Annotated in this window: 22 protein-coding genes and 1 pseudogene; 9 read left to right on the top strand and 14 right to left on the bottom strand. The window is 50.6% G+C overall.

What is annotated here, in order from left to right; genetic code table 11:
- Nucleotides 1–88: 88 nt before the first annotated feature.
- The 7 genes and pseudogenes from IPJ88_07160 to IPJ88_07130 form a co-directional block, all read right to left on the bottom strand.
- Nucleotides 89–886, bottom strand: coding sequence for a tryptophan synthase subunit alpha (locus IPJ88_07160; GenBank protein ID QQR91495.1), 798 nt, complete (start codon nucleotides 884–886; stop codon nucleotides 89–91).
- Nucleotides 883–2,074: pseudogene (trpB, locus tag IPJ88_07155) on the bottom strand (tryptophan synthase subunit beta). The gene IPJ88_07160 and the pseudogene trpB overlap by 4 nt, the downstream one beginning before the upstream one ends.
- Nucleotides 2,067–2,687, bottom strand: coding sequence for a phosphoribosylanthranilate isomerase (locus tag IPJ88_07150; protein QQR91494.1), 621 nt, complete (start codon nucleotides 2,685–2,687; stop codon nucleotides 2,067–2,069). Before IPJ88_07150 ends, trpB begins: the two are co-directional and overlap by 8 nt.
- A 14-nt stretch (nucleotides 2,688–2,701) precedes the next feature.
- Nucleotides 2,702–3,043 (bottom strand): DUF971 domain-containing protein, encoded by a 342-nt coding sequence (locus IPJ88_07145; GenBank protein QQR91493.1) that lies wholly within the window; start codon nucleotides 3,041–3,043, stop codon nucleotides 2,702–2,704.
- Nucleotides 3,036–3,785, bottom strand: a complete 750-nt coding sequence (gene recO / locus IPJ88_07140) for a DNA repair protein RecO (GenBank protein QQR91492.1) — start codon at nucleotides 3,783–3,785, stop codon at nucleotides 3,036–3,038. The genes IPJ88_07145 and recO overlap by 8 nt, the downstream gene beginning before the upstream one ends.
- Complete coding sequence (locus IPJ88_07135; GenBank protein ID QQR91491.1) at nucleotides 3,739–4,233, bottom strand: helix-turn-helix domain-containing protein; 495 nt, start codon at nucleotides 4,231–4,233, stop codon at nucleotides 3,739–3,741. The genes recO and IPJ88_07135 overlap by 47 nt, the downstream gene beginning before the upstream one ends.
- Entirely contained in the window at nucleotides 4,230–5,036 is an 807-nt protein-coding gene (locus tag IPJ88_07130) for a tetratricopeptide repeat protein (GenBank protein QQR91490.1), read from the bottom strand. The genes IPJ88_07135 and IPJ88_07130 overlap by 4 nt, the downstream gene beginning before the upstream one ends.
- A gap of 241 nt (nucleotides 5,037–5,277) precedes the next feature.
- Here IPJ88_07130 and IPJ88_07125 point away from each other — a divergent pair, with 241 nt between their 5' ends.
- The 5 genes from IPJ88_07125 (at nucleotide 5,278) to IPJ88_07105 (ending at nucleotide 14,133) form a co-directional block, all read left to right on the top strand.
- Nucleotides 5,278–6,462 carry a carboxypeptidase regulatory-like domain-containing protein gene (locus IPJ88_07125; GenBank protein ID QQR91489.1) on the top strand — a complete coding sequence of 395 codons (1,185 nt, stop codon included), beginning with the start codon at nucleotides 5,278–5,280 and terminating at the stop codon, nucleotides 6,460–6,462.
- A 195-nt stretch (nucleotides 6,463–6,657) separates the two neighbouring features.
- Complete coding sequence (locus IPJ88_07120) at nucleotides 6,658–9,066, top strand: thrombospondin type 3 repeat-containing protein (GenBank protein ID QQR91488.1); 2,409 nt, start codon at nucleotides 6,658–6,660, stop codon at nucleotides 9,064–9,066.
- Between the two features lie 125 nt (nucleotides 9,067–9,191).
- The gene (locus IPJ88_07115; GenBank protein ID QQR91487.1) at nucleotides 9,192–10,322 is read left to right on the top strand and encodes a VWA domain-containing protein; all 1,131 of its coding nucleotides are present in this window, start codon (nucleotides 9,192–9,194) and stop codon (nucleotides 10,320–10,322) included.
- 163 nt (nucleotides 10,323–10,485) lie between these two features.
- Nucleotides 10,486–11,592: a heparin lyase I family protein gene (locus tag IPJ88_07110; protein ID QQR91486.1), complete on the top strand. Its 1,107-nt coding sequence runs from the start codon at nucleotides 10,486–10,488 to the stop codon at nucleotides 11,590–11,592.
- 54 nt (nucleotides 11,593–11,646) lie between these two features.
- Nucleotides 11,647–14,133 (top strand): glycoside hydrolase family 31 protein, encoded by a 2,487-nt coding sequence (locus IPJ88_07105; protein QQR91485.1) that lies wholly within the window; start codon nucleotides 11,647–11,649, stop codon nucleotides 14,131–14,133.
- A 9-nt stretch (nucleotides 14,134–14,142) separates the two neighbouring features.
- Here IPJ88_07105 and IPJ88_07100 read toward each other — a convergent pair whose 3' ends face one another.
- From IPJ88_07100 to IPJ88_07080, 5 genes are all read right to left on the bottom strand, one after another.
- Nucleotides 14,143–14,814, bottom strand: a complete 672-nt coding sequence (locus IPJ88_07100) for a Crp/Fnr family transcriptional regulator (protein QQR91484.1) — start codon at nucleotides 14,812–14,814, stop codon at nucleotides 14,143–14,145.
- Between the two features lie 419 nt (nucleotides 14,815–15,233).
- On the bottom strand, nucleotides 15,234–15,887 hold the full coding sequence (locus IPJ88_07095; GenBank protein ID QQR91483.1) for a hypothetical protein: 654 nt from the start codon (nucleotides 15,885–15,887) through the stop codon (nucleotides 15,234–15,236).
- 6 nt (nucleotides 15,888–15,893) lie between these two features.
- The gene (locus tag IPJ88_07090; protein QQR91482.1) at nucleotides 15,894–16,871 is read right to left on the bottom strand and encodes an ATP-binding cassette domain-containing protein; all 978 of its coding nucleotides are present in this window, start codon (nucleotides 16,869–16,871) and stop codon (nucleotides 15,894–15,896) included.
- A complete protein-coding gene (locus IPJ88_07085; protein QQR91481.1) occupies nucleotides 16,868–17,857 on the bottom strand; it encodes an ABC transporter ATP-binding protein in 990 nt (329 codons plus the stop codon). The genes IPJ88_07090 and IPJ88_07085 overlap by 4 nt, the downstream gene beginning before the upstream one ends.
- Nucleotides 17,858–17,912: 55 nt before the next feature.
- Nucleotides 17,913–18,734, bottom strand: coding sequence for a DUF4292 domain-containing protein (locus IPJ88_07080; protein ID QQR91480.1), 822 nt, complete (start codon nucleotides 18,732–18,734; stop codon nucleotides 17,913–17,915).
- A gap of 219 nt (nucleotides 18,735–18,953) precedes the next feature.
- On the opposite strand from IPJ88_07080, the gene IPJ88_07075 reads away from it, so the two are divergent.
- Together IPJ88_07075 and IPJ88_07070 are read left to right on the top strand one after the other, a co-directional pair.
- Nucleotides 18,954–19,301 (top strand): transposase domain-containing protein, encoded by a 348-nt coding sequence (locus IPJ88_07075; protein QQR91479.1) that lies wholly within the window; start codon nucleotides 18,954–18,956, stop codon nucleotides 19,299–19,301.
- 179 nt (nucleotides 19,302–19,480) lie between these two features.
- A complete protein-coding gene (locus IPJ88_07070) occupies nucleotides 19,481–19,855 on the top strand; it encodes a hypothetical protein (protein ID QQR91478.1) in 375 nt (124 codons plus the stop codon).
- 73 nt (nucleotides 19,856–19,928) lie between these two features.
- Here the strand turns inward: IPJ88_07070 and IPJ88_07065 are convergent, their stop codons facing one another.
- Nucleotides 19,929–22,316 carry a hypothetical protein gene (locus IPJ88_07065; protein QQR91477.1) on the bottom strand — a complete coding sequence of 796 codons (2,388 nt, stop codon included), beginning with the start codon at nucleotides 22,314–22,316 and terminating at the stop codon, nucleotides 19,929–19,931.
- A gap of 98 nt (nucleotides 22,317–22,414) precedes the next feature.
- Between IPJ88_07065 and IPJ88_07060 the strand changes: the two genes are divergently transcribed.
- Nucleotides 22,415–22,618 (top strand): transposase, encoded by a 204-nt coding sequence (locus IPJ88_07060; protein QQR91476.1) that lies wholly within the window; start codon nucleotides 22,415–22,417, stop codon nucleotides 22,616–22,618.
- A gap of 18 nt (nucleotides 22,619–22,636) precedes the next feature.
- Nucleotides 22,637–22,861, top strand: coding sequence for a transposase (locus IPJ88_07055; GenBank protein ID QQR91475.1), 225 nt, complete (start codon nucleotides 22,637–22,639; stop codon nucleotides 22,859–22,861).
- 221 nt (nucleotides 22,862–23,082) lie between these two features.
- Here the strand turns inward: IPJ88_07055 and IPJ88_07050 are convergent, their stop codons facing one another.
- Nucleotides 23,083–25,935 carry a hypothetical protein gene (locus tag IPJ88_07050; protein ID QQR91474.1) on the bottom strand — a complete coding sequence of 951 codons (2,853 nt, stop codon included), beginning with the start codon at nucleotides 25,933–25,935 and terminating at the stop codon, nucleotides 23,083–23,085.
- Between the last annotated feature and the right edge of the window lie 148 nt (nucleotides 25,936–26,083).

Genomic DNA, 26,083 nt, shown 5'->3' with positions numbered 1-26,083 from the left:
CGTAAGCATTTGTTTTTATTCGAAAAATCTAACAATTGCGATCGTTGACGCTCTGTTCGTGCCAGAGCCGACAGGTAGAAGCCTGTTTTTAGGCTAGTCCGTTGCGCAGTTCTTTAATCAGCGCACTGACTTTGCTGCAGCGTTCTACCTTGTCGGTATGTGTTTCTATGACAGAAACAATAGCACTTCCGACAACAACAGCATCAGCGTGTTTGACAACTTCTTTTACATCAGCAGCGGTTTTGATGCCAAAGCCTACAGCAACGGGTTTGCCATATTGTTTTGCGAGGGCGGCAGCATTTTTAGCGGCTTCAGCTAAATTGGCCGTCTTAGCACCGGTTACGCCGGTGACCGAAACGTAATACAAAAAGGAATTACAGAGTTCAGCTGCTTTTTGTTTGCGTTCTTCGGTACTGGTCGGCGCAACCAAGGGGACAACTGCCAAGTCATTGGCAATGGCCTCCTTATAAAGTAGGTTTTCTTCATCCGGCGGCAAATCCACCACAAGGAAACCATCCACTCCGGATTTTTTAGCGGCTGCTACAGCTTCTTTCTCGCCGAAAGCAAGCAAAGGGTTGTAGTAGCCAAAAAGCAAGATGGGTGTGCGCAGCCCTTCGGATCGCAAACCTGTAACTAGAGAAAAAATCTTACCAAGCGTAGTGCCTCGGGCAAGGGCACGTTCGCTTGCGCGCTGAATGACCTCGCCATCAGCTGTGGGATCGCTAAAGGGCACACCAAGCTCAATGACATCAGCGCCTGCTTCAGCAATCACTTTAATCAACTCAGCCGTGCTTTCTAAGTCCGGATCACCTGCACACAGATAAATCACCAACGCGGCTCGATTCTCATGCTTAGCTTTGTCAAACGCTTTGGCAATGGCGTTCATGATTTTTTCAGCTCCTCTAACACGGTTGCCAAGTCTTTATCGCCACGTCCGGAAAGATTCACGCATACGCTGCGCACGGAAGGAAAATCGCCGCTAAGCTTAGAGAGATAGGCAATGGCATGGCTGCTTTCAAGAGCAGCTAAAATACCCTCGCTCTTTGCCAAAAGCTTGAAGCCCTCTAACGCTTCTGTATCCGTAATAGCCACATACTGAGCGAGGCCAGTATCTTTCAGATAAGCATGTTCCGGACCCACGCCTGGATAATCGAGTCCCGCACTTATCGAATGCGCTTCGGTGATTTGCCCTGCCTCATCTTGAAGCACATAGCTTTTTGAGCCATGAAGCACACCAATCCGTCCAGCACTTAGCGTGGCGGCGTGTCGGGTCGTGTTTACGCCGTCTCCTGCTGCTTCAACGCCAATTAGTTTTAACGTCCTTGTCATCCAAGAAACCATAAAACATCCCAATAGCGTTAGAGCCGCCACCCACACAGGCCACGGCCGCATCGGGCAAAGCTCCAACTTGCTTTAACATCTGCTCGCGCGCTTCTTCGCCAATCACTTTTTGAAAATCGCGCACAAGCTCGGGATACGGATGCGGTCCTGCCGCAGAACCCACACAGTAATAAGTGTTCTGCACATGGCTTACCCAATCGCGCAACGCTTCATTCATCGCATCTTTAAGCGTACGCGAGCCACTTTTGACCGCATGAACTTTTGCGCCAAGCAACTCCATGCGCGAAACATTGGGCGCTTGCCGGCGCACGTCTTCTGCGCCCATAAAGACTTCGCAAGGCAAGCCCAAAAGTGCACAGGCCGTAGCCGTAGCCACTCCATGCTGCCCTGCACCAGTCTCGGCAATGATGCGTGTTTTGCCCATGCGTTTTGCCAGCAGTACTTGACCGACCGTGTTGTTTATTTTGTGTGCACCCGTATGACACAAGTCTTCGCGTTTGAGCCAAACATCAAGATTGCATGCTTTAGAAAGATTTTTAGCGTGGTAGAGCGCGGTGGGTCTACCCACATAGTGGCAAAGCAAGTCTAAACGCTCTTTTTCAAAGACTGGATCGGCGCGCGCTTCTCGATATGCAAGCTCTAGTTCTCGCAGGGCAGGCATGAGTGTTTCAGCAACATATTGCCCACCATACACGCCAAAACGTCCTGCTTTTGTTTGTTGCAGTTCAGTCATTTGCCTTCTTCGCCTCGGTCACAAAAGCCTTTACTAGTTCTATGTCCTTTTTACCAGCCGCATACTCCACCCCGCTGGCTACATCCACAGCAAAGGGCTTTGCAGCGCGGACAGCTTGGGCCACATTGTCCAAACGAAGCCCACCTGCAAGCATGATATTTCGCTGTTTGGCAACTTCCCTAGCAAGCGACCAATCAAACTGCACGCCACCGCCACCTGGCACGTCGGGCGTATAGGCATCAAGTAAAAGATAGTCTCCCGCAAAAGCCTCATGTGTTTGCAAAATCGATTTATCTTGCACCCTCAAGGCTTTGTAGGCTTTTGGAAGCAGCGCCTCGAGTAGCTGTGGGCTTTCATGGCCGTGCAATTGCACCCAATCGAAACCTAAATCACGGCGCATCACTGCAATGTCTTGGAAAGCCTCATCGACAAATACACCGACAATCTCCACTTTGGATCCAAGCTCTTTGACAATGCGTTTGGCTGTTTCAGGGCTGCAGTAACGCTTGCCTTGCCGCCAAAAATTTAGACCCAAAAAATCGGCACCGGCATCAACACACGCCGAAGCATCCTCAAGGCTACACACACCACAGATTTTAACTTTAACAGGCACGGTTAACGAAAGAGTTAGCGCGGAAAGACCCGCTCACGCAATGGATATTTGCCGCACTCCGGACAAGTGCAAAGTTGTCTAAGGAAGTTAAAACTATAAAGACCTGTGCCATGCTTGTCTCCCCAAACAAGGCGAAGCGCGTAGTTTCCAACTTCTTGAATATCGACAAGTTCGAGATTGCCGCCTTCAACATAGGAAATCGGTCCTTCATGGCCTTGGCAATCCGCGCATGGACAATACCCGCGCAGAACCTCATGCGGATAGATGCCAGTATGACCATCGGCCCAATCGATCTGCAGCTCAGAACTTCCTTTCGGGGCCCTAAGTTCAATCGCCGTGATTTCTTTTTTAGACACCTAACTCTCCTTGCATAAAGCGCGCTGGCATGGCTCGACCTAACTGGGCTTGCGCAAAGGCCGTGAGTGTCTCTTGCGCAACAGCCAACTCTTCTTGGCTGTGTATCCAAGCACTCTGATCCTCAGTATGCAAGGACCATTCGGAACTTAGAAGAGCTCGTGAGCGTGGATTGAGCTTGAACTTGCCATGGCCACAATGACTACACACCAGCGATCCTAGCAAAGGATCAAAACGAACCGACTGCGAAAGCTTTGGCCTTCGGCCGCAATGCCCGCATTGATCGAAACACGGAGCATGCCCCAACACAGCCAAAATATGCCGCATAAAAACAAGAAGCATTTCTTCACTCTTGTTTTCTTCCCCATCAAGCAGCTCAAAAAAGCGCACCAAGTCCGCAAACAAACGCGGCTCTGGATGAGCTACTGGCAAGGTATCCCGCAGCAAGGAAAGGACGTAAGCCGCTACATCCATACGTCTTAAATCAGATAGTACCTGCCGATAAAGGCAAATAGGACTGACTTCTTCGATGGTTAAAAGATCATTCCGTCCACTTCGAAGCGTCACACTCATCAGGGTAAAAGCTTGCAGCGTTTTAAGTTGGCGACGATTGCTGCGCTTAGCACCTTTTGCAATCGCGCTAATACGCCCACCATCCTCGCAAAAGAGTGAAATCACTCGATTGGATTCACCTTGATCAACCGATCGAAGGACAAATGCTCTGCTGCGCTTTAGACCCTGCATTTATAAATGATGAACCCGTATTGAAAGAAAGTTCAATTTTATGCTCGCGATGACGTGGCCTCGTAACAATCGAAGCGGTAAGCGCAAACAAGATAGCTAAAATCACAAGAGAAATAATCAAAGCAAAACGTCGTTTGCTGGCTGCCGGTGCAGGCACCGATGAAATGCTCGTCGACTCCGCTTCCATTGGCTCATCGTTCGTCAAGGTGTAGCCCCGAACAATAATCGCATCGTCTTCTCCTAGCAGACGTGCGTAGCTTCGCAAATAGCCCCGAACAAACACAGAGCCTGGCAAAGCATCAAAACGGTCCTCTTCAATTTCACGCAGCGCACGCTCAGGAATACGCGTTGCACTTGAAACTTCGGACAGCGACATGCGATTCCGTTCACGGCGCTCACGCAAATAACCGCCTACTCCAAGCATCTGAATTTCGCTACGAATGGTCATCGTGAAGCCTCCAGATAACGACGGCAGCTTTTGCCGGTTGTGGTACTCTTCGCAATCTCTACACAGCGTTCAAAGTCGGAAATGGCATCTTCGCGATGGCCAAGCTCCGCTCGAATCTCTCCACGCAACCGCCAGGCGTCCTGGAAAAAACTCTTACAACGCGCATCGTTTTCAATCGCTCCTGTAAGGACTTCTTCAGCACGCTCGTAGTTCTTCATCGCGACATAGATTTGCCCGAGGCGGTAATGGCCCACACAAAAACGAGGTTGCAGTTGCACAGCTCGCCCTAAAGCCTGTTCAGCTTTCTGATAATCTTTTTGCTCAAAGTGGGCCCATCCGAGGTTACCCCATGCAAAATGAGGTTGCATGTTGTTCACGTCAGCAATCGCCTCTTGAAGCACTTTCTCGGCATCGGCAAAGCGCTTTTCATTAATATAGAGCGCACCAAGCATCGTCTGTGCTTCAGGTGCTAAGCCACGCCGCACGGATTCAAGTTCGTCTCTGAGTCTCAAAGCTTCTTTAAGATGCACTTCTGCTTTGCTCAAATCACGGTAGTCAACTTCAGTTAAATACAAATGGCCAAGTTGCAAATGAGCTTCGGCATTTTCCGAATCAAGCTCCAAGGCTGTTTGATAGTGCTGAAGCGCACCTGGGATATTGCTTTCTTGACGCATACCGGCAGCCAAATGCATTTCGGTCACGGATCGCTCGGCATCACTTTGTCCCTGTCTGCCTCCGCAAGCACTTAAGAGCATAAAAAGCAAAGCCAGGGTTAGCATGCACAATGTAGGTCTACGACGCATAGCGGCACATCTTACGATCGAAACGCTCAAGGTTCAACAAGACAGACATGTCATGTTTTTAGGCCATTTTTTGCCATTCATGGCCGTTTTCACCTCATTTTTTTGCCACTTCTGTCATATTGGCCCTCAGCTCATCGACTCTTTTTTCTATTCTTCGTAAGCTTCGACCGCAACCGGCTGAGGAGAAAAACAACTTGAATTCCCACCAGAAGCACCGGCTTTTGTTGGAGGGAGGTTTCCTATGGTTAGAATGAAATTAATGAGTAGCTTCGCCTTGATCGGGATGGCAGTCGCGCTCAGTGCATGTGACGACGATCAACTGAGCGCTGAGCATAGCGTAACGCTCGTCGGTCAAATCTATGATGGATCAAACGGCACAACGTTAAGTGATTACACGCTTGAAGTGATTGTGGGAGATCGGACGCTAAAAGGTTCGGTCGACACGGATACTGGTCGCTTTCGCGTTAAAGGCCTGAGTGCATTTGATGATTATGTCGTTAGCATCGTCGCTGATGGGTACCGGGCTTTTGAATCCCGCAATAGCATGGTCGGTGTTCCGCATTCGCTCTATGGTGCGCAAGATATTGCTCAAACCAAAACACATCAAACCTTATTCTTTGAGAGTTATTTGTTTCCGACGTCCATTGAAGCACCTGCGCTGGATGTCTCGATTCGTGCCAGTGACGATACAGACAAAAAGCTCAGCGGAACAATCCGACTTCGACCTTCTGGCGCATCCGAGGTTGAGCTCGGCGCAAGCAGCGTGAGCGGTCAAGTGTGGGGTAACGATCTTGATTTGCAACAAGAGGTTATTTCAGACAGCTTTGCCGAGGGTGAAATTTCGTTTGAAGCGGGCCGTCTAGTCTACGGCGTAACCTACGTTATTGATGTGTTCGGCGTTGCTGGTTATCGCAGTGCAAATTACTATAGCGCGACTTCTGGAAGCACACTTGCGGTGACCATTGTTGTATCACCACAGGCTGATAACCCGGTGGAACTGGATAGCAACGATGCAGACGGTTGTGTGCTCCCAGATATTAGTGGAGCCTCCTTGCCAGACGCTGCTTCGGCTAAGATCACTCTGACCTTCACCTCCGACATCGAACTTGTTAGCGAAAGCGATGCACAAGGATATGTAAGCGACTATTTCAGTATCATATCACCGGATACCGACATCGATACGGAAAGAAACACCCTTGATAGCACCGATAACGGCTCCGCCATCACGGTAGATGGCAACAAGCTTGTGCTTTCTTGGAATCCAGCAACCGGTCTAGCTGGCACCGATGGCACCTGGGATCCTGACGATGCACTCACACGAGTCAATTATGAAGGACTGACGTACATCGAAGTGCAACGCGTCGGCAGCCCTGGCTCCGTTCGCTATCTTGGAGAGCTCGGGATTAGCTCACTTTACTGCGAGTAAGTAGCGAATCGCATGGCACAAAGGTGAGGTGTGTACACACCTCACCTTTGCTACCACCGTGTAGCTTTCGGGCCCACCCACAACGCCAATTCGTTTTGGGCTACCCTTTTTTCTCTATGGTACGCCAGCGTTTAACTTTTTTCGTGTCATAGTTAGCAAAAAGGTAGACGGGCTATCAGCCCAGGAGAGTTCGCCATGCTGCGTGCCGCTGGAATCATGTGCTTCAACGGAGTCTTGATCGTGTGTTGCATGCTGCTAGCATCGGCCTGCAGTGTTGATAGCACGGGGCTAAACGATCCGGACGGCGGGCAAAATGACGATACGCTTGGATTGGATACCAACGATGCAAACAGCAGCAGCGAAGATAGCGACAGCGATGGGGTACTGGACAGCGAAGACAATTGCCTAACTGTCGCCAACGCCAATCAGTTAGACACCGATGGCGATACCATCGGTAACGCATGTGATAACTGTTTCACCGTTGCCAACTACGATCAAAGCGACGCGGATCAAAACGGTCTAGGCGATGCTTGCACAGGTACACTTTTTGCTACCGCCGATGATGATGAAGACGGTGTCCTCAACTACCTCGACAACTGTGTTCTTACCCCGAACATCGATCAGCTGGATACCGACCAAGACTCGATTGGAGACCTGTGTGATAATTGTCGCTACATCGCAAACACAGATCAAGTCGATGCAAATCACAACGGCGTAGGCGATGTGTGTCAAAGCGCAAACCATCCCAATGACGATAGCGATGGCGACGGAAAATCGGATGATTTTGACAATTGTCCGGAGCTAAGCAACCCAAGCCAAAGCGATTCAGACGGAGATGGCATAGGCGATGCTTGCGATAGCTGTCTCACCTACTACGACCCATCGGATGCATGCAATGGTGTTGTGTTCGAGGACGCCGACGGTGACGGTATGTCCGATGGCGAAGATCGTTGCCCGCTGATTTCCGGAAGTGCCGGCGATGCAAACCATCTCGATCCGGACAATGACAACATCGGCAGTGGTTGCGACAATTGCCCAGACACCTACAATCCAGGCCAAGAGATTGAATATTGCCAAGTGATTAACCCGGCAGAAGCATGTCAAAGCGCCAGCAGCGATACCAACGTGATTGCTCCCAATCTGGTTTTTGTCATCGATGAGTCCGGATCCATGGATGGCAGCCGAGAAGATACATGGGAGACCGCGTTGGCGCCGGTTGCTTCAAGTGGTGGGGGATTGGCTGAGCAACTCAGCAACGGAAACTACAATCTCGCCGCCAGTCATTTCGCCGGGAGCAACAACTGTAGCGCCTTTCCTACGACAACCATGCAACTAAGCACGCCAACAAACTTTTCAACTCTAAACCCAAGTTGTGCCGGGAGCTACGCCACATGTTTCGAATCCGCCGCAAACCTTAATCCCAGCGGATCAACTCCCACACCAGCAGCACTCCAAGGCGTGCTCAACGGAGCATTGTACGAGCTCAACGGCAACGCGAACACGGATCCCGACAGCGCCCGACGTGCCAAAGCTGTGCTGCTTGTTACCGACGGTGTGCCCACGGCCTGCCCAGACTCCGGCACGAACAACACAGGGCCCCTCAACAATACCATGCGTGCTACGATTTCAGCAGCCTTGGCGCTTGCTCGAACGGACACCGATCCCGATGCCATCAAAGAAAACTTTGTACCTGTCTATGTCCTCGGGTTTGACAATGTCAACGTGGACATGATGCAGCTTATGGCGAACGCAGGGGATCCAGGTCATTTTGGACCTTATCAGCTCTGCGATACAAACAATGGATACAATGCTTCGGGAGATGGATGCATTTGCAACGACGGCACCGGAAGCCAAAGCATTGTAAACCGAACGCCCAACAATACACGTTATCGACCCACAGGTTGCATTCCTTGGAATAGTCTCAGCAAGAGCGACTGGTTTTCAATTAGCGACGTCAACTCCATCGTGTCAGCTGTTGCTTCGATTGTTGCACGAACGGCAAGCTGCGAGTTGACGCTCGCAGGAGCAGAGCCTGGAAACCCGGACTTAGTTACCGTACAGCTCGCTGGCGATAGTACCGCTACTCAATCTTTTTCCCAAGATGCAAGTAATGGCTACACCCTGAGTGGAAGTGATTTAACCTTGAATGGAACCGCCTGTGAGACTCTTGAGAGTGCAGTAATGACCGACGCCACGGCCCGTGTCGAAGTGCTTATGGCATGCGCATGTACCCTAAACGAAGAAAGCTGCGATAATATAGACAACGACTGCGACGGTTATGTTGATGAAGGATGTTCGACAAGTCCCAACTTGAGCTGTGAAGATGTCCATGGCTCATCGGCATCGGAATGCTGCATGCCTACCGCAGAAATATGCAACAGCGTTGATGATGACTGCGACTCCGAGATCGATGAAGGCTGCACCGCGCATTGCCAAGCCTTCAGTGAAGTGTGTGATGGCGTCGATAACAATTGCAACAACCAGATTGATGAGGGTTGCATTAGTTGCACTATCCCTAGCAACGAAGTCTGTGATGGCTTGGACAATGACTGCGACGGCACAATCGACGAAGGCTGCGGGCCCGGACCCGATCCGGTTTTTTAGCTACGAACTTCCAAAGTCCTTATATTGCTTTCGTTTTTCGGTAGCATAATTGAAGCGGCGCGCGCGGGTCATTCATGTCATACTTGGATACGATGACCTATTTCAACTTCCTTAGGAGCTGTTCCATGAAATTTCATCTGATATTCTTCACTTGCGCCACCTTTTTATGGCATTGCGGTGTTGACCCAAACAATGCACCGGAGGGCGGACAAATCGGCGATCATTGCGAAGAAGGAAGCTGCGCTGTGGATTTAAAGTGTGGCGTTGCTTCGATGGAATGCATGCTCATGGAGAGTTGCGTCGACTCTACCGGAGCTGCTTTTGAGGATAACTGCCGCAGTGGTCAAAACTGCGTCACCGACAAAACCAGCGACCAATTTGGAACCTGCATTCCTGGTGAAGACTGCAACAACGAATTTGCTCCGGAACGCTTGCCACCCAATGTGATCATCGTGCTTGATCGAAGCGGCTCGATGGACGAAACCATCGGAGGGCAAACAAAATGGGACATTGCCAAAGGCACTGTCAATCAGATTGTCACAAACTTCGGAGCAGATATCCGTTTTGGGCTCGCACCTTTCTCTTCGTGCGTTAATGGACAAGCCTGCAGTGCGGGACAAATTGCGGTTGACGTTGCTGATTCCAACAGTGACATCGTGACCTTCTTGGATAGCAAGGATATCGATTACTTGTGCCAAAGTGGTGTGGACGAAACCAGCCTCGGCACCACCATGGATTCTCTTGGAAACGATAGCTCTTGGATACAAGATGGGCGTGAGCACGCATTGCTAGTGATTACAGACGGCGTCGATAACTGCGGCAACAGTGGCCCTACGGTCGCCACCACGCTCCTAGCAAGCGATCCCTCGATACGTACCTTTACGGTTGGTTTCAGTGGCGATGTCAATTCTCTCGACATGAATACTCTGGATTCTATCGCAGCAAACGGAGGCACTGGCGATGCTTATGAAGCAAACAGCGCCAACGCCCTCGAGCAAGCGCTTGGCGAGATTGCCGCATCAGCTGCCCTCACCTGCACCTTCACATTAAAAGACAATATACCTGGTGCAAACAGTCAGCTCTACGTCTATTTTGATGACTCATACGATGAAGTAGCAGAAAATGCCTCCGACGGCTGGACTTACGATGCCGAGACAACCACTGTCACTTTCCACGGCCCTGCCTGCGATCAAATCAAAGACGGCACTGTCCAGAGCGTAAGCATTTCCTACTACTGCCCGCGTGGTGTGTTTTAGCCAACGTCGAGCGCGCGCTGATGCAGCGCGCGCACTACAGACCGAAATGTCGTCTAAGCAAATGCTCCTTTGTAGCTTGGTATCAAAGCGTTTTAAAGGAACATGGTCTGCTCCATTTTCGACGTAGTATGACGATATTGAGACGTAATTTCAGTCAGCATTCGTGGGCACAATAATTGCAAATCAATGGATCGTGCGACACCCTTATGCAGTTAGCCTGACGGTCATTTGGAGTATTGCAAGCTGCACAGGCCAGTTGGTTGAACCTTCTCCAGGCGATCATGACGTTATCAACACGACTGGCTCTCTGGGAGGGAAAACCGAAACCATTAATCAAGATAGCCCTGCACGTTGTGGTGACACCATTTGCGGCGGCATAGAAACCTGCAACAACTGCGAAGAGGACTGCGGAGTTTGCCAAGTGATGATGCAGCCATCCACTTGTAACGATGGTGTGTGCGATGACGCCGAGACCTGCGGCAATTGTGAAAGCGACTGTGGAGCCTGTGACGAGCCACTCTGGTTTGCTGATGCAGACACCCTCGGTCTGAGCGTCTGGGAGGCTGAAGAAGAAGGTGCTCCAGATGGTCTTAGCCTCGTATCCGATCCCAGCTCTATGTTTGGACAAGTCTATCAAGCAAAACTTCAAAAAGGCGTATACAATGGCGGAAAATATCGCTCTGAGTTCCGCGGCGCCGAAGACTCAAACGGAAACAAGATCGCAGGAACTGCAACGACTGGATCCTTTGATGGAAGCGAGCGCGGCTACAATGATCTGTATTTTGGTTTTCGTAGCTTTGTCAGCCAAGGAACTTATTTTCGGGCCAGCAGTTCAAACTCCGGAAACATTCTTCAATTCAAAGGCGATTCAAGCTGCGGCGGGCCAGTCGTGGGTCTAACTGTCAAAGACGACCATCTTACCCTACGTACCGAACTCGATAATGCTTACGATTCCGGCAATCGCATTTGGCAAGGTCCTTTGATCGAAGATTACAAAGGGGCATGGCATGAGTTTGTGATTCATGTGCATTTCAGTAAAAACGAAAACGAGGGTATGGTAGAAATCTGGTACGACGGCATAAAACAAACAATGATCAACGGCGATCAGTCAATCAATGTCGCCACCATGTGTCCCGATGACCAGTACGTACGTCTTAAAATGGGTCTTTACAGTCTCGATCTCGATGACGCTCAAGCCGGCACCGAGGCTTACCACTGGATCGAAAGCCCCCGCATCGGCCAAAGCTTTAGCGCAGTTGTTCCGCGCTAGCTGCGGTTGTTAATTTACCTTCTCACTTCGCTCTCTTTTGACTATGCTCCTGGCATGATTCGTAGCGTTGCTTTGGTTCTCGTTTTTGGGATGGCTTGTTCGCGCTCAGGCTCCGGAACAAGTGAATTTACGACACAGCAAATGTGGGCCATCGGGAATATGCAAAGGCCCAAGCAACAGGGTAACACTGTTGTGTTCCAAAACGACCGTGGCGTAGCACGCGTTGCTTTTGTAAACGAGAACGTGGTGCGCGTACGCTATTTGCCCAATGGTGAAAAAGAGCATTTGCGCTCTTTCGCAGTTGTCGACCAAAAAAATGCACCGGTATCTCCACGCGTAACAACCGGCAGCAGCTCGACCGAAATACAAAGCTCGGCTTTACGCGTCATCGTTCATCACGAACCCTTTCGCGTTGAGTTTTTTGATCACAAAGGCCGCTCTCTTGATACAGACGATCCTTCGCGAGGAGTCTTCCATGTAGGACACCAAAGCAAAGTCTGGAAACGCCTGCTTCCCGATGAACATATTTATGGTTTCGGCGAAAAATCGGGTCCACTCGATAAACGTGGCATGCAGCTTGGTGGAGCAAGCTACACCATGTGGAACTCAGACACACCGGGTTACGATGGTTCAACCGATCCGCTCTACATCTCTGTCCCTTTTTTTATGGTGATGCGCGAAGGCCGCAGCCACGGCATTTTTCTTGATAACACCTATCGCACTCATTTTGACATCGGCAAGGAACAACCCGATTTGCTCTCGATGAGTATTGGCGGAGGCGAACTCGACTACTATTTTATCCAGGGCCCGGAACCTAAGAAAGTCACCGAACGATACACTGAGCTTACGGGACGCATGCAGCTGCCGCCGATGTGGGCGCTCGGTTTTCATCAATGCCGGTACAGTTATTATCCCGAGGCAAAGCTGCGCGCAATTGCGGATAATTTTCGAAAGCGAAACATACCGGCCGATACCTTGTGGCTTGATATCCACTATCTCCAGGATTATAAACCCTTCACTTGGGATACAAAACGTTTTCCCGATCCAGCAAAACTCATTGCGGATCTAAGAAAGCAAAATTTTCGCGTGGTGAGCATCATTGATGCGCATCCCAAAAAAGAAGTCGGCTATCACGTTTACGATCAAGGGATCGCAGGCGGGCATTTTGTAACCAACAAAGATGGAAGCATTTACGAGGCCCCCGTTTGGCCCTCGATGGCGGAGAACAGTCCGGCAGATAGCGTCTTTCCGGATTTTAGCTCCAGTAAAACGCGTGATTGGTGGGGAAGTCTCTACAAACCTTTGCTCGACATCGGCATTGCCGGCATTTGGAACGACATGAACGAGCCTGCTGTGTTCAATACAGCCACGGGCACCTTTGCGCTCGATGTCCAACATAAGAACGACGGACGACCCACGGACCACCGCGAGATTCACAATGTCTACGGCATGCTCATGACACAAGCCACCCATAGCGGTCTCAAACAACTTCGACCGGAAATGCGACCCCTTGTCCTTAGTCGCGCCAGTTTTGCTGGTGGACAACGCTATGCAGCGGTGTGGCCGGGGGATAATCAAAGCAGTTGGAACGCACTAAGGCAAAGCATCCCCATGCATATGGGACTAGGGCTTTCAGGCTTCGCTTTTGTCGGCAGCGATGTTGGTGGATTTATGGGGGCGCCTACCTCCGAGCTTTTCACACGCTGGCTTCAATCGGCCGTATTTAGCCCCTTTTTTAGAGCGCACACGACCTTTGGCACGCCCGATCAAGAACCCTGGTCTTACGGCAAAGACCACGAAGCGCTAAACCGTGCTGCTATCGAGATGCGTTACCGATTTTTACCTCACATTTACAACGAAATGAGACTGGCATCGCAGACAGGCATCCCAGCACTTCGTCCGTTGTTTATGGAGTTTCCGCTCGATGAACAAAGCTGGCGCAACAGTGAACTTAGTATGTTTGGAGATTCACTCTTGCTTGCACCGGTACTTTGGCCAGGCGTAAATACCCGTGAAGTCTACCTTCCAGAAGGCACGTGGTTCGATCTGCAAAGCACCACTACCTACGAAGGAGCTCAGACACATACACTTCAAGTCACACTAAAAAGCATCCCTATTTTTGTCCGAGAGGGCGCTTTTATATTTACAAAAGATCAAGTGCAATTCAGTGATGCGCTTGCCGACAAAGCGCTTCGCGTTGATATCTTTCCTGCTAACGATTCTTCCAAGGAGTATTATGAAGATGACGCTTTAAGTATGGCCTATAAAGCTGGCGATTATTTGCTAAGACGTTTTTCGCAACATCGCGACAAAGAGCACATTGACATTAAAATCGAAAAAATTGAGGGCGAGTTTCAGCCAAAGACACGGCAATTAATCTTACAGATTCATGGCCTGCAGGGCTCTCCGAAAACCGTTCAAATCAATGGTAAAATCCTCGACAAGAAAAACGGCAAAAGCTTTAGCGTTGAGTCCAATGGAACGCTAACCTTGCCACTTAAAGACAGTTTAGAGTCGAAAGAAATAAAAATACAGCTCTAAACAAATTCTCTATTCGCGATCGCCACGCACCTCTTCTTTGACGCCTAGCAATTCATAAAGACGCTTCAGTGCATCAACGTCCATGATGACCAACTGTTCTTGTTGAATTTTAATGTAGCCGCCTTCTCGCAGTTGCAATACTACTGCTTTAACAGCATCGACATCGAGCCCCGCTCTACCGGACAGTTCCAAGGGTGAAAGATCCAAAGTCAAAGGGCTTGCTTTAGACTTTGAAGCGCCAGCGAGCTTGAGTAATGTATTGATCACGCGTGAAGGATGGTCACGAAGCATGCTGTTTTCGAGACGTTCCTCTGCGTCCCGCAAGCGATGCACCAATTGCTCAAGCAGCCTAAATCCAACGTCCGGGTTATTGGAAAGCAACATGCCAAAGGTTTCTCGATCGAAAGCAAGGGTGGTGACGTCACTGAGCGCAATCGCGCTATTTGCCCGTACACCTTTTGAAACGAGCGCATCTTCACCAAACAACTCACCCGGCCGTAAAACCGACATCCCGCGCTCAATCCCACGGATTTGTTTGGCGAGGCGAACGCGACCTTCTTGAAGCAAATAGCAAAGGTCACTTGCATCACCTTCGTGAAAAATGCTCTCTCCAGCGCGATGTTCACGCCCGTAGGACTCAAAAAGCCGTTTTCGTTCTACTTCATCCAGCTGTTGCTGCATGCTCGCCAGTATTCGATTAGAGCCACAGATTTGCAAGTGCTTTTGGTGATTTGCTATTTGGCTCGTTGCTTTGCAAGCCAGGTGTTCGATAAACATTTTTTAAGTTGGTGGGCTCTTTAGCTTTGACTGTTTGTACCGCTGCGCAGCAGCGCTCCAAAGAGGGGATTCACAACAATCCCCTCCCGAGCGCGCTTCGCGCGTCGGCTCCCTCCCCTGCGGGCTCGCGCTGCTCGCGGGGTGATTGGGTAGGTAATTTTGGAACTGGTTAAGTTTTTAGCTTTAACTGGTTGGACCGCTGCGTAGCAGCGCTCCAAAGAGGGGATTTACGACAATCCCCTCCCGAGCGCGCTTCGCGCGTCGGCTCCCCTCCCCTGCGGGCTCGCGCTGCTCGCGGGGGTGTGGGGTTAGGAAGTATATGTCTACACTGAATCACGAAGACAGCGGGCTAACTCTGGGTTTAGATCTTTTGGTACAAAGTCTGTCTGCTTGAGGTCGACGCCGAAGGCTTGAGCAAAGGTGCAGGCCGTAAGATAGGCGCCAGCCAATGAGGCGTGATGACCATCTTCATCGTAAAGCTCAATACCAGGAAAATGCTGCAAGACCTTCCACCATTTCTCGCCAACCGGGATAACGCTTGCATCAGACATCGCGGCAAGTTTTTGATAGGCACTACTTATCTTTTCGAGCATCCGTTCAGGATTTTCACCAGACCATGCCGATTGATACAGCTCGTGACCGGCTTTGCGTGGCCAAGTTTGAAAAAGGAGAGGTTTTGCTCCAATGCGATGCGCTGCCCGCACAAAGCGCAAACCATACCAATAAAACTTCAATCCCGAATGCAAAGGGTCGCTGCTACGCTCCTGCACAACAACGTGATTCCAATCGCCCTCTTCAACTCTTTTTCGACTCTTCATCTTGCGCCAATGCAAACGTAAGTCCACGCCACCACGCGCTGAATACTCGCACTCCATCGGGATTTGGCCTTGAGCAAGTGATTGCACTAACTTTGGCATCTCGTGATAAAATGTGTAGCTGTTACCGATAAACAGCACGCGTAACACTCGCTGCGCCATCGCCAACTAACCTTCTGCAAGATGACAAGCCACTTGATGTCCTGCTTGAAGCTCGCGAAGCTCAGGTGCTTGCACATCACACAAACCCTTTTGCGCGATGGGACAACGTGGATGAAAATGACAGCCACTCGGCGGTGTAATCGGACTCGGCACATCGCCCTTCAATATCAACCGGGTCTGTTTTCGGTCTGGATCGGGCACTGGAACCGCACTCAGCAGGGCTTTCGTATAAGGGTGCGCTGCTTCTTCGTAGAGCCGTTGCGAGGAGGTGAGCTCAACGATTTTGCCCAAGTACATCACCGCCACGCGCTCTGACATGAATTCAACTACTTTTAGATCGTGAGCAATAAATAAATAGCTCAGCTCAAATTCTTCCTGCAAGTCTTTGAGTAAGTTAACCACCTGAGCTTGAATGGAAACATCAAGCGCACTCACCGGCTCATCGCACACAATAAACGAAGGCTCGACAGCAAGCGCTCTTGCAATCCCTATGCGCTGCCTCTGACCACCGGAAAACTCATGTGGATAGCGATTCGCATGTTCTTTTCGAAGGCCGACACGTTCGAGCAGTTTCTGAACGCGATCTTTTGCATCTTTACGTGACTCAACCAAGTGATGCACATGCATGGCTTCGCTTAGCGCAGAGCCAATCGACATCCGCGGATTGAGCGAGCTGTAAGGATCTTGAAACACGATTTGCATGCGCTTGCGCAGTGGTCTCATGGCCTTAGTGCTAAGTTCGGTAAGTTCCTTGCCTTCAAAAAAGATGCGCCCCGCCGTGGGCTCGAGCAGCCTTAGAAGCAAACGTCCAAAAGTGCTTTTCCCGCAGCCTGACTCGCCCACAAGCCCAACGGTCTCCTTCGGAAAAACGTCCAAGCTAACGCTATCGACAGCCTGAAGATAGACCGGCTTTCTTCCGAGAAAGCCACTCCGTACTTTAAATTTCTTACTCAGATGATCAACGTGAACCAAGGCTTCAGTCATGAAATCTGCTCCGCCTGCGCAACAAAGCATGCCACTTCATGATGCTCTTCAATGGACAATAAATCGGGCTCTTTCTCGCGGCAGCGATCGATCACACGCGAGCAGCGATCCTGAAAACGACAGCCCTTGGGCAAATCGCGAAGATCTGGAACGACACCTGCAATCGTAGGCAATCGTTTCGCTTTGGTATTGTCTTTGTAGCCCGGCACGCTTCGCAAAAGGCCTTGTGTATAAGGATGCGACGGGTTCTTAAACAAATCACGACTAAGAGCATGTTCTACAACTTTGCCGGCGTACATGACCACAATTTCATCGGCAAACTCAGAGACCACGCCGAGATCATGAGTCACAAGTAAAATGCTCATGCCCCGCTCCGCTTGTAGCTTTTTGAGCAGTTCCAAAATCTGCGCTTGAATAGTCACATCAAGCGCCGTCGTGGGTTCATCGGCAATCAAAAGCTCAGGATCGCAGCTAAGCGCCATCGCGATCATCACACGTTGGCGCATCCCGCCAGAGAGTTCGTGTGGATAACTGTGAACGCGCTCCGATGGCGACGGAATACCGACTAAACCAAGCAGTCGCACAGCTTTCTTATATGCATCTTTTCGAGTCATGCGCTGATGCACCCGGATGCCTTCAACAATCTGCTGCCCTACCGTGTAGACAGGATTAAGAGACGTCATCGGCTCCTGAAAAATCATTGCCATACGGTTGCCGCGCAAACGTCGCATCGCTTTATTCGAAAGAGCCAACAGTGGCTGCTCATCGAAACGAATCTCGCCACGAGCAATCTTGCCAGGCGGCTCAGGAATAAGTCTCATAATGGCCAGCGAGGTTACACTTTTACCGCACCCGCTCTCGCCGACCACGCCAACAACGCTCCCTTTATTGACGCGAAAAGAGACGCCATCGACGGCACGCAGCACCCCTTCGTCGGTACGAAAATCAACCGCAAGGTTCTGTATGTCTAAAAGAGGACTATCCATAGCTTCGAACGTTATAGCATTTTGGCGCTATTCGCTCATCTTTTGATAAACTTCTTCATTCGCACAGGTTTTCCTCGAGTGTCATACCGGGCCGGGCCTCTTGATCAAAGATTGTAGATTCTATCGAAACGTTGAGGTCGATTTTTTTGAACTTCAAAAGCACCTCGCTCCCTCGGTAACCATCAAAAAACTCAACGCGATGTGGCATCGCAATCCCCATGGCATGGCCGGGCAGAGAAAGCACCTTGTACTCATCGTAGAGTACTTTCCACTGCCGCCTGTTTTGTGAGTCATAAAGCTCAATGCGCACAAGCCTTAGACGCTGCTCTTCAATACTTTTATCGCGATCGGCTCCGCGCACATCAAAGTCGATTTCTTGGCGACGGCCATCTTTTGAATAACGCATCAAACGATAGTAGCCTTCGGAAGTGCACATCATACTCGTGCGCGCTGCAGGCATCTCAGGCACTTCAGCAAAAAGCAGTTTGCCAAGCTCTTCAGCACTTAGATTCATCCCAATCAGCCGTGCAATGTTGCCCGGACACGTTAAGCCAGAGCTAAACTTTTTGGCCTTAAAATCACTGAACTGAAAACTCGGACCTTTGCTGGTCAGAATAGCTGCCGGACCAAACTGCGTAAGCATATCAAAGCGTACACGATCAGGCCGCATAACAAACATCATCACCGTCCCTTTGATGCGACCATGACGATCGTATTGCTCCACGCGTGCTTCAGCCCTGAGCGATGACAAATAGGCATGCATGCTTTGATGCAACTGCAACGCCTGCTTTACCGAACGAGGCGACTTCGAAGGACAAGAACGCGCGCCGCAACCAAGAAGCGCGCAACTAAGCACGAAAAAAAGCACTCGAATCATATGCCCGGCACCCTAAGCAGTCATGCCAAATTAGACAACAAAAAAGCCAAAAGATGACAATTGTGGCAATTTTTTGCCCCAATTTATGCCACTTCAGTCAAACACAGCCTACCAAAGTGGGGCCTCGAAACCCACTGCCGATCGGATAAGAGCTCCGAGGGTGTGAAATTGCGAAAAAAGCGTGCTGGGATCAAAACGGCGTGATCGGATGAAGGGGGTATGCCAAGCGAGACCAGCATCGAGACCTTATACGGGATGTACGGGCATGTGCTGCGAGCCGATAAGCGTGCCAAGCAGTTGCCGTATGAATGGATAGGGCAGGCTTTGGAGCAAACAGGCAGTGCCACGGTTCGACGTCTGCGTTTACCGATGGAGCAGGTGATTTGGGTGCTCATCGGGATGGCGTTGGTTCGCGACCGCCCCACCAGCGAAGTGGTGCGCGAGTTAGATTTGTCGCTGCCTTCGGACAAGGAAGTCGCCAAAAGCAGCATCACCCAGGCACGGCAGCCCGTGGGAGTCGAGCCACTGCAGTGGCTTTGCGAAACCGAGCGCATTGCACTGGGATAAGCAAGCGGAGCATAAGGACTTTCATGGACTGAAGGTCTATACGATGGATGGTTCGTTATTTCATTGCGACGAAAGCGCGACGAACGACAAAGCCTTTGGCACAGCGAGTGCTGGGGATTATGGCCCGAGCGGCTATCCCTTGTGCCCGATGGTCATGCTCAGTTCGGTGAAAACCCATCTTGTCACGGCAGCTGCGTTTAGAGGGTGTCATACAAGAGCTTTGGGGCCTGCTGCTTGCTCAGAACTTGATTCGTTACCGGATACTAAGCGTCGCGCAAAAACGACGCTGCTCGCCTTTGCGCATCAGCTTTGTGATTGTCATGCGTATGATTGCCCTTGAGTGGATGTTTTGTGCCATCGTCACTCCGGGAAGTATTCCGAAAAAACTCATTGCCCTGCAGAAACAAACCGAACTCTTCATCTTACCCACTCGAAAGAAGAAAAGTAGCTGTCCACGCGCGCTTAAATCCAAGTCTTCCAAATACCCGAGAAACCGCCACTTTTCGCCACCTGGGGCCTTAAGTGACCCGCATGGCTCCTCCATGCCCCCATGAAAACACTTAACTATCTAACTTTACGCTTTTCTTACCTATGTGATTTTGGCTGCGCAGGGACTGTTCATGAGGATTACTCGACCGTGAAGGGAATATACCTGGGTATATCAAGCTGGCTTTCGAACCAGGTGATGTTTTCTTTTTTGAGATCGATCTTCAATTCGTGCATTCCGGGGCTTGAGGGTGCTTGAATTTGCAAGTCAACGGTGATGCTTTGGGACGGAGCGACGTCTTGGGACAGTAGCTGTGCGATGGGATAGGGGCTTTGTCCGTCGATGGTAGCTCCTATGCCATAAGGATTGACGCCACTAGCTTGCCAAGTATCCCAGCCATCGTTCCGAATGGTTACACTAAATGCCACGAGCTGATTGGGCTTAACCGTTTTTGGAAAGGTGTCTTGCAGGTAGCTGGCTCGATAGTTGTTGTTGGAACCCAGGTATTGCCGAAGCAAATAAAAGAAAGTGTAGGGATCGACAATCCGGTAGTCACGACCGGGCGTTTGCCTTTTCAGTTCGTCGATATAGGTTTGGACTGTAGCTCGACCCATGAAGATCGATCGTGCGATCCAAAAGTTAGGCGCACCCGCATGGTACGTGTGTTGCGCGAGGAACTGTTGGACAGCCACGACAGGATCATCCTCGGGATGAAAATAGGCTCGGACATTGATCATTGGTACACGGTTTTGTATCCGGATATCTCCGCCATCGCCGTCCGAGGGGCTGGTGCCTAGGCCATCACCGCTAAAAGCTGACATCATGTCAAGTGCTTCGGGGCTCAGGAGGGCCTTTTGGTCTATGTTATGTGTGAAAATAGTGAAACCAGTAATGCTTAAGCCGTAACGGTCGTAGGCTCGAGAAGCCAGCTGTGCCATGGCTATCTTTTCTGAAAAAAGATTGGCATCAAAGTAGCCGTAACCAGCTTCGCCAACAAAATAGTCGTGTTGGGTTTTGGTTCTTAAAATGAACGTCAATTGCTGTGGTGCAAGGTCAAAAGTGTTGGGGTTAATCAGCCAAGCCACTGGGAAACTTGGGCTTGTGCTTTGCTTCAAAATCTTTGAATCCTGCAGCGCAATATGTGCGGGGCCCGCCGATTCATAGTCGGCCATGGCGACCAAGAGATAGACCACCCCATTGATTGCATTACTTCCTTGTGCGGGCGCAACCGCTTGAGCATTGAGATTGTAGTGGTGTTGATCGTTTTTCAGATGGGAAAAGAAGCTCATGTTAGGCATTTGGCCGATGGAGTCACCCGAAGCGCCACTTTCGGCAGCTTCAAGGACGTTGGTGTAACCATAGCTAGATAGTAAATTGACGAACCGATGTTCGCTGACATAAGGGGGAGGAAGGTTATCTGTGGACAGACCACAGTTTCTCCAACTGCTGTATTTGTAAGGCCAAGGCGGAAAGCCATAAGCATACTTAAGTCCACTTGTGATTCGATTGGCAGCCTGTAGAACATGATTGGCCGTGTGCCAATCCGAATTGATTGAAGCCAGAGGATCGTCACAGGGCGTATAATCTTGCAGAACGGCTAAATCAACGATGATGGCTCTATTGGAGACGTAGTAGTTGATGTGGCTGGTCATGTTGTTGAGCCATGACTCATTTGTGACGGTTGTTGAAAAAGAATCCAGCGACCATGCCACGTGTCGTGTATCAAGTTTGGCCGTGTTGATATAAGTTTCGGTTAGCCAGCGGTAAACGTTGCTTTTAGGTCCAAAGTCGCCCAAAGCCGGGTAGTTCGGAATACCGGGTTGTGTAAAATCCAAGGCGTATAAATCTTCGGTGACAGGCAACGCAAGCGCGTGCCCAAGCTTTTGATACAAAGAGCTAGGGTCCATCGAATAACGAACGGCAAGCGAAGAAGTTGCGCCGGCGATGCTGGCAGCGGCCAGGGAGGTCGCATGAACGCGCGAATCCCAAACGACAAGGCCTTGAAGATCATCAAGAAAATAGTTCGCAATCAGATCGTCGATCGACAAGCTTGCATCGGAGCTTTGGTCGGTTTCTTTAAAGCGTAGAATGGCTCGTCCATCAAGTTCCTGAAAATCAGACCTGCATTCGAAAGTTGAGCTCGGGTCACAAAGCTCAGAAAACCAGTTTTCATCCACATTGATGGTGCCTTCGTCGCGACGCAACTGAACGTAAACAAAATACAAGCGCGGCACATTGCGGTTGACGATGCCTTGCAGAGTTTGAAGCGTGAGCATGCGATCGAAATACTCAAGAGCCAGAGAGGGGGTTTGCCCCTTGTTGGCAAAATGACGGATATCATACACAATAATGGGATAGTTCGTGTCTTGATCGTCAATGGAGGCATCGGTTGGTAATGGGTCAGCATCTGGCAACGAAACATCCGGCGAGCTCGGACCCAGTCTAGGGATTTGTCCGTCACACGAAACACTGAGACACAAGCCTATCAGCAGAGTCAATCGAACAAGTGTTTTTTGCAAATCAATCACATAAGTTACCTTAGCACTCGGAAGCCAATAGTCGAGTTGATTTCTCGGCGAGAATACTTTGTTTGATATGCAGTCGATGATGGCAACTGGGTGCGGAGATGGCGCCAGTACCGCTGGGTATTTCCTCAACACCACGTATCGAAGTGGCTGGGTTTTCCGTGTTTGCCGACAGCCGCATCGATGCCCAAGACAAGCGTGCTCGCACCCGATTGTGCCCCTACTTGTCCAGGCCGCCTGTGGCCACCAAACACCTGCGTCGCTATCGCTATGGCAAGCTCATCTATATACTCAAGCGACAATAGGCGGACGGGACCGAAGCGGTGGTGTTTGAGCCGCTTGATTTGACAACCAGCCTCTGCGCCTTGGTGCCGCCGCCGCGGTCTCATCTTTTGCGCTACCACGGCGTGCTGGCCGCTCATGCCAAAGAGCACGGTCAAGTCGTGCCAGGTCTGCTGGACGAAGAGCCCGGAGCGCAGCTCCACTTGTGGGGCGATGACCCTGCAGAAACCCCTGGGCCAAATTCCTGGCAACTGTGTTCTAGATAGATGCGAGCGCGTGCCCATCTTGCAGTGGCCACATGAAAATTAAGGAATTTGTGGATGCCAACACTGTTCCCGAACTCAAAAACTACCTTTGGAATCCTTATGCGTCACAGGGGTGCGTTTTCCGCCTACATTAGGGGCGGTCTCTACTTCACCTTCGTCACTTCGCCACCGTCGATCAACGGACGACGCCAATGGCACCCCTGAAACCAAGAATGGCTTTCTTAGAAAAGAGGTACATCGCCTACGGATGCTGGCGTTTCGTTATCGCCAACCATGTTTATGTTGCCATAACCAAGTGTTCCGTATCCTCCATAGCCCCAACAACGTAAGGCTCCCGTATCAAGCAATGCACAGCTGAATATGTAGCCAGCGACTACTTGGGTTGCCGTTCCACCGATAGTGACATCACCAGCGCTAGAGGGTAGTTCATTGTCACCGATGGCCAACTTGTTTCCATAGCCAAGTTGTGCGTCTGCGGAAGTCCCCCAGCAACGTACTGTGCCTGTATCGAGAAGCGCACAAACATGACCTGAACCTACATCGATGCTGCTAACTGTTCCTCCAACAGAAACATCGCCTGCTGATGCCGGTGTTTCATTGTCGCCAATGCTATTGGTGTTGCCATAACCGAGCTGACCAGTAAATCCCCAGCCCCAGCACCGCACCGTTCCTATATCGAGTAACGCGCAAGACAATGTCTCCGAAGCCTTGACTTGCGTTACCGTTCCCCCTACGGAAACATCGCCAGCTGAAGCCGGTGTTTCATTGTCGCCAATGGTATTGGTGTTCCCATAACCGAGTTGTCCATGATTATTTCCTCCCCAACAACGTACCGCTCCTGTGTCAAGGAGAGCGCAGGTGTGGTAGCGACCACAAGAAATCTGCGTTACCGTGCCGCCCACATTTACATCACCAGCGCTAGAGGGCAATTCATCATCGCCGATAGTCGTGGTATTACCATAACCAAGTTGTCCCCATGCGTTCAACCCCCAGCACCGCACCGTGCCGGTGCTTAGCAATGCGCAGGTATGTTGGTATCCAGTAGCAATCTGCGTCACCGTGCCGCCTACATTTACATCGCCAGCGCTAGAGGGCAGTTCATCATCACCGATAATCGTGGTATTACCATAACCAAGTTGTCCAAAACTGTTTGCTCCCCAACAACGCACTGTACCAGTATCAAGGAGAGCACAAGTGTGCACTCCACCAGCGCTCACTTGAATCACGTTGCCACCAACACTGACATCGCCGGCTGCAGATGCCGGTTCATCATCACCAATGTTGTTGGTATGTCCGTATCCAAGTTGAGCACTACCGTTATATCCCCAGCATCGTACAGCGGACGAATTCGTGATCGCACATACATGGCTAGCTCCCGCCGAAACTTCGACAACAGTTCCACTGGAACAACTACCACATATAGATCCCCCGCAATCCACACCCGTCTCATCTTGATTTTGCACACTATCGGAGCAAGTCGGCGCTTGACATACGTTGCCCGTGCACACACCGGAGTCACAATCGCTTCCAGCCGAGCAGCCACCTCCCGGAGGACAGGGCGAGCAAATGCTTCCGCCACAATCAGTCGTCGTTTCGTCCTGGTTCCAAAAACCATCGGAGCAAGTCGCTGCTTGACACACGTTGCCTGTGCACACAGAAGAGTCACAGTCACCGCCAACCCCGCAGCTTTGGCCCGTTGTGCAAGCGCCGCATATCGTTCCGCCACAATCGATATCCGTCTCATCAAAATTTTGCACGCTGTCACTGCACGTGGGCGCTTGGCAAATGCTTCCGCTGCAAACCCCTGAATCACAATCGCTGCCAGCCGAGCAGCCTTGCCCTGCGGTGCACACTGAGCAGCTGCTTCCGCCGCAGTCCACATCGGTTTCGTCTTGATTATTGACGCTATCGCTACAGGTTGCCGCTTGGCAGATGTTGCCTGTGCATACACTTGAAATGCAATCGCTACCAGCTGCGCAACTTAGACCATCGGCGCATGCGCTGCAGGTCGATCCGCCGCAGTCCACGTCTGTTTCATCAAAGTTTTGCACTGTATCGGTACAGGTTGGCACTTGGCAGACGTTGCCTGTGCACACTCCAGAGCCGCAATCGCCACCAGCGGTGCAACTCAGACCATCCGCACAAGTGCTACACGTCGAGCCCCCACAGTCCACATCCGTCTCGTCTTGGTTCCAAGTGCTATCTGAGCATGTTGCTGCTTGACAGATGTTTCCCGTGCATACTCCCGATGTGCAGTCCCCTGCTACTGTACAGCTCAGACCATCGGAGCATGCACTGCAGCTACTTCCGCCGCAGTCTACATCTGTTTCGTCTTGGTTCATTAAACCATCGGAGCAGTTTGATGTAGTGCAAATATTTCCGGTGCATGTCCCAGAACTGCAATCGGAACCCGAGTCGCAAGTAGCCCCATCCGTACACGCCGGGCAGGTTGAGCCACCGCAATCGATATCGGTCTCATCTTGGTTTATTAGGCCATCGGAGCAATTGGATGTAGTGCAAGTATTTCCGGTGCAGATCCCAGAACTGCAATCGAATGGAAACAGGCAGTAGGATCCTTCACTGCACGGTAGACATGCCAAACCACCGCAATCGACATCACTTTCGTTAAAATTGCGTATTCCATCGCTACAATAAGTATCGGCATCGATGGAATCACTGATTTGGTCACCATCGGAGTCGACATCGAGATAGTTTGGGATTCCGTCAGCATCGAGATCACTTTGACCTTCGTCAATATCAAGCAAACCATCGCCGTCAGAATCAGTGTCAAGATAAGCAGGTCTACCATCTTCATCACCATCAGCATTATCCTGCTCTTGAATGATTTCGATAGCGGTTAAGATTCGGTCGCCATCGTCATCATTGTCCAAGAAGTTCAGGATACCGTCTCCATCGGTGTCTTCCGCAAGCTCTGCACTGTCCAAGACGGAATCGTTATCGGAATCAACTTGAAGACTTTGAGTGTCTACAGCGTCGAAACCGATACGACCGCATGCTGAAAGGAGAGTTGCCATCAAAAGAAACGTCAGAATGGAGATGGTAGTTTTTATCATAATTACAACTGTGACAGAAAAAAACACTATAGTCAAAGTGAAAAGGAGGACTAATTGATGTGAGGCTTACAACATCGTGGTGTCTTTTTCCCTACACGAGATTGTTGAAATGAAAGGCAGCTTTGAGAGTCTGACGGTTAAATTCAGC

The sequence above is a fragment of the Myxococcales bacterium genome, from assembly GCA_016699535.1.
In the GTDB taxonomy this organism is placed as follows: Bacteria; Myxococcota_A; Polyangia; order Polyangiales.
Note: the sequence above shows the minus strand (reverse complement) of the source record. Positions and strands in the feature narration are given on the sequence as shown.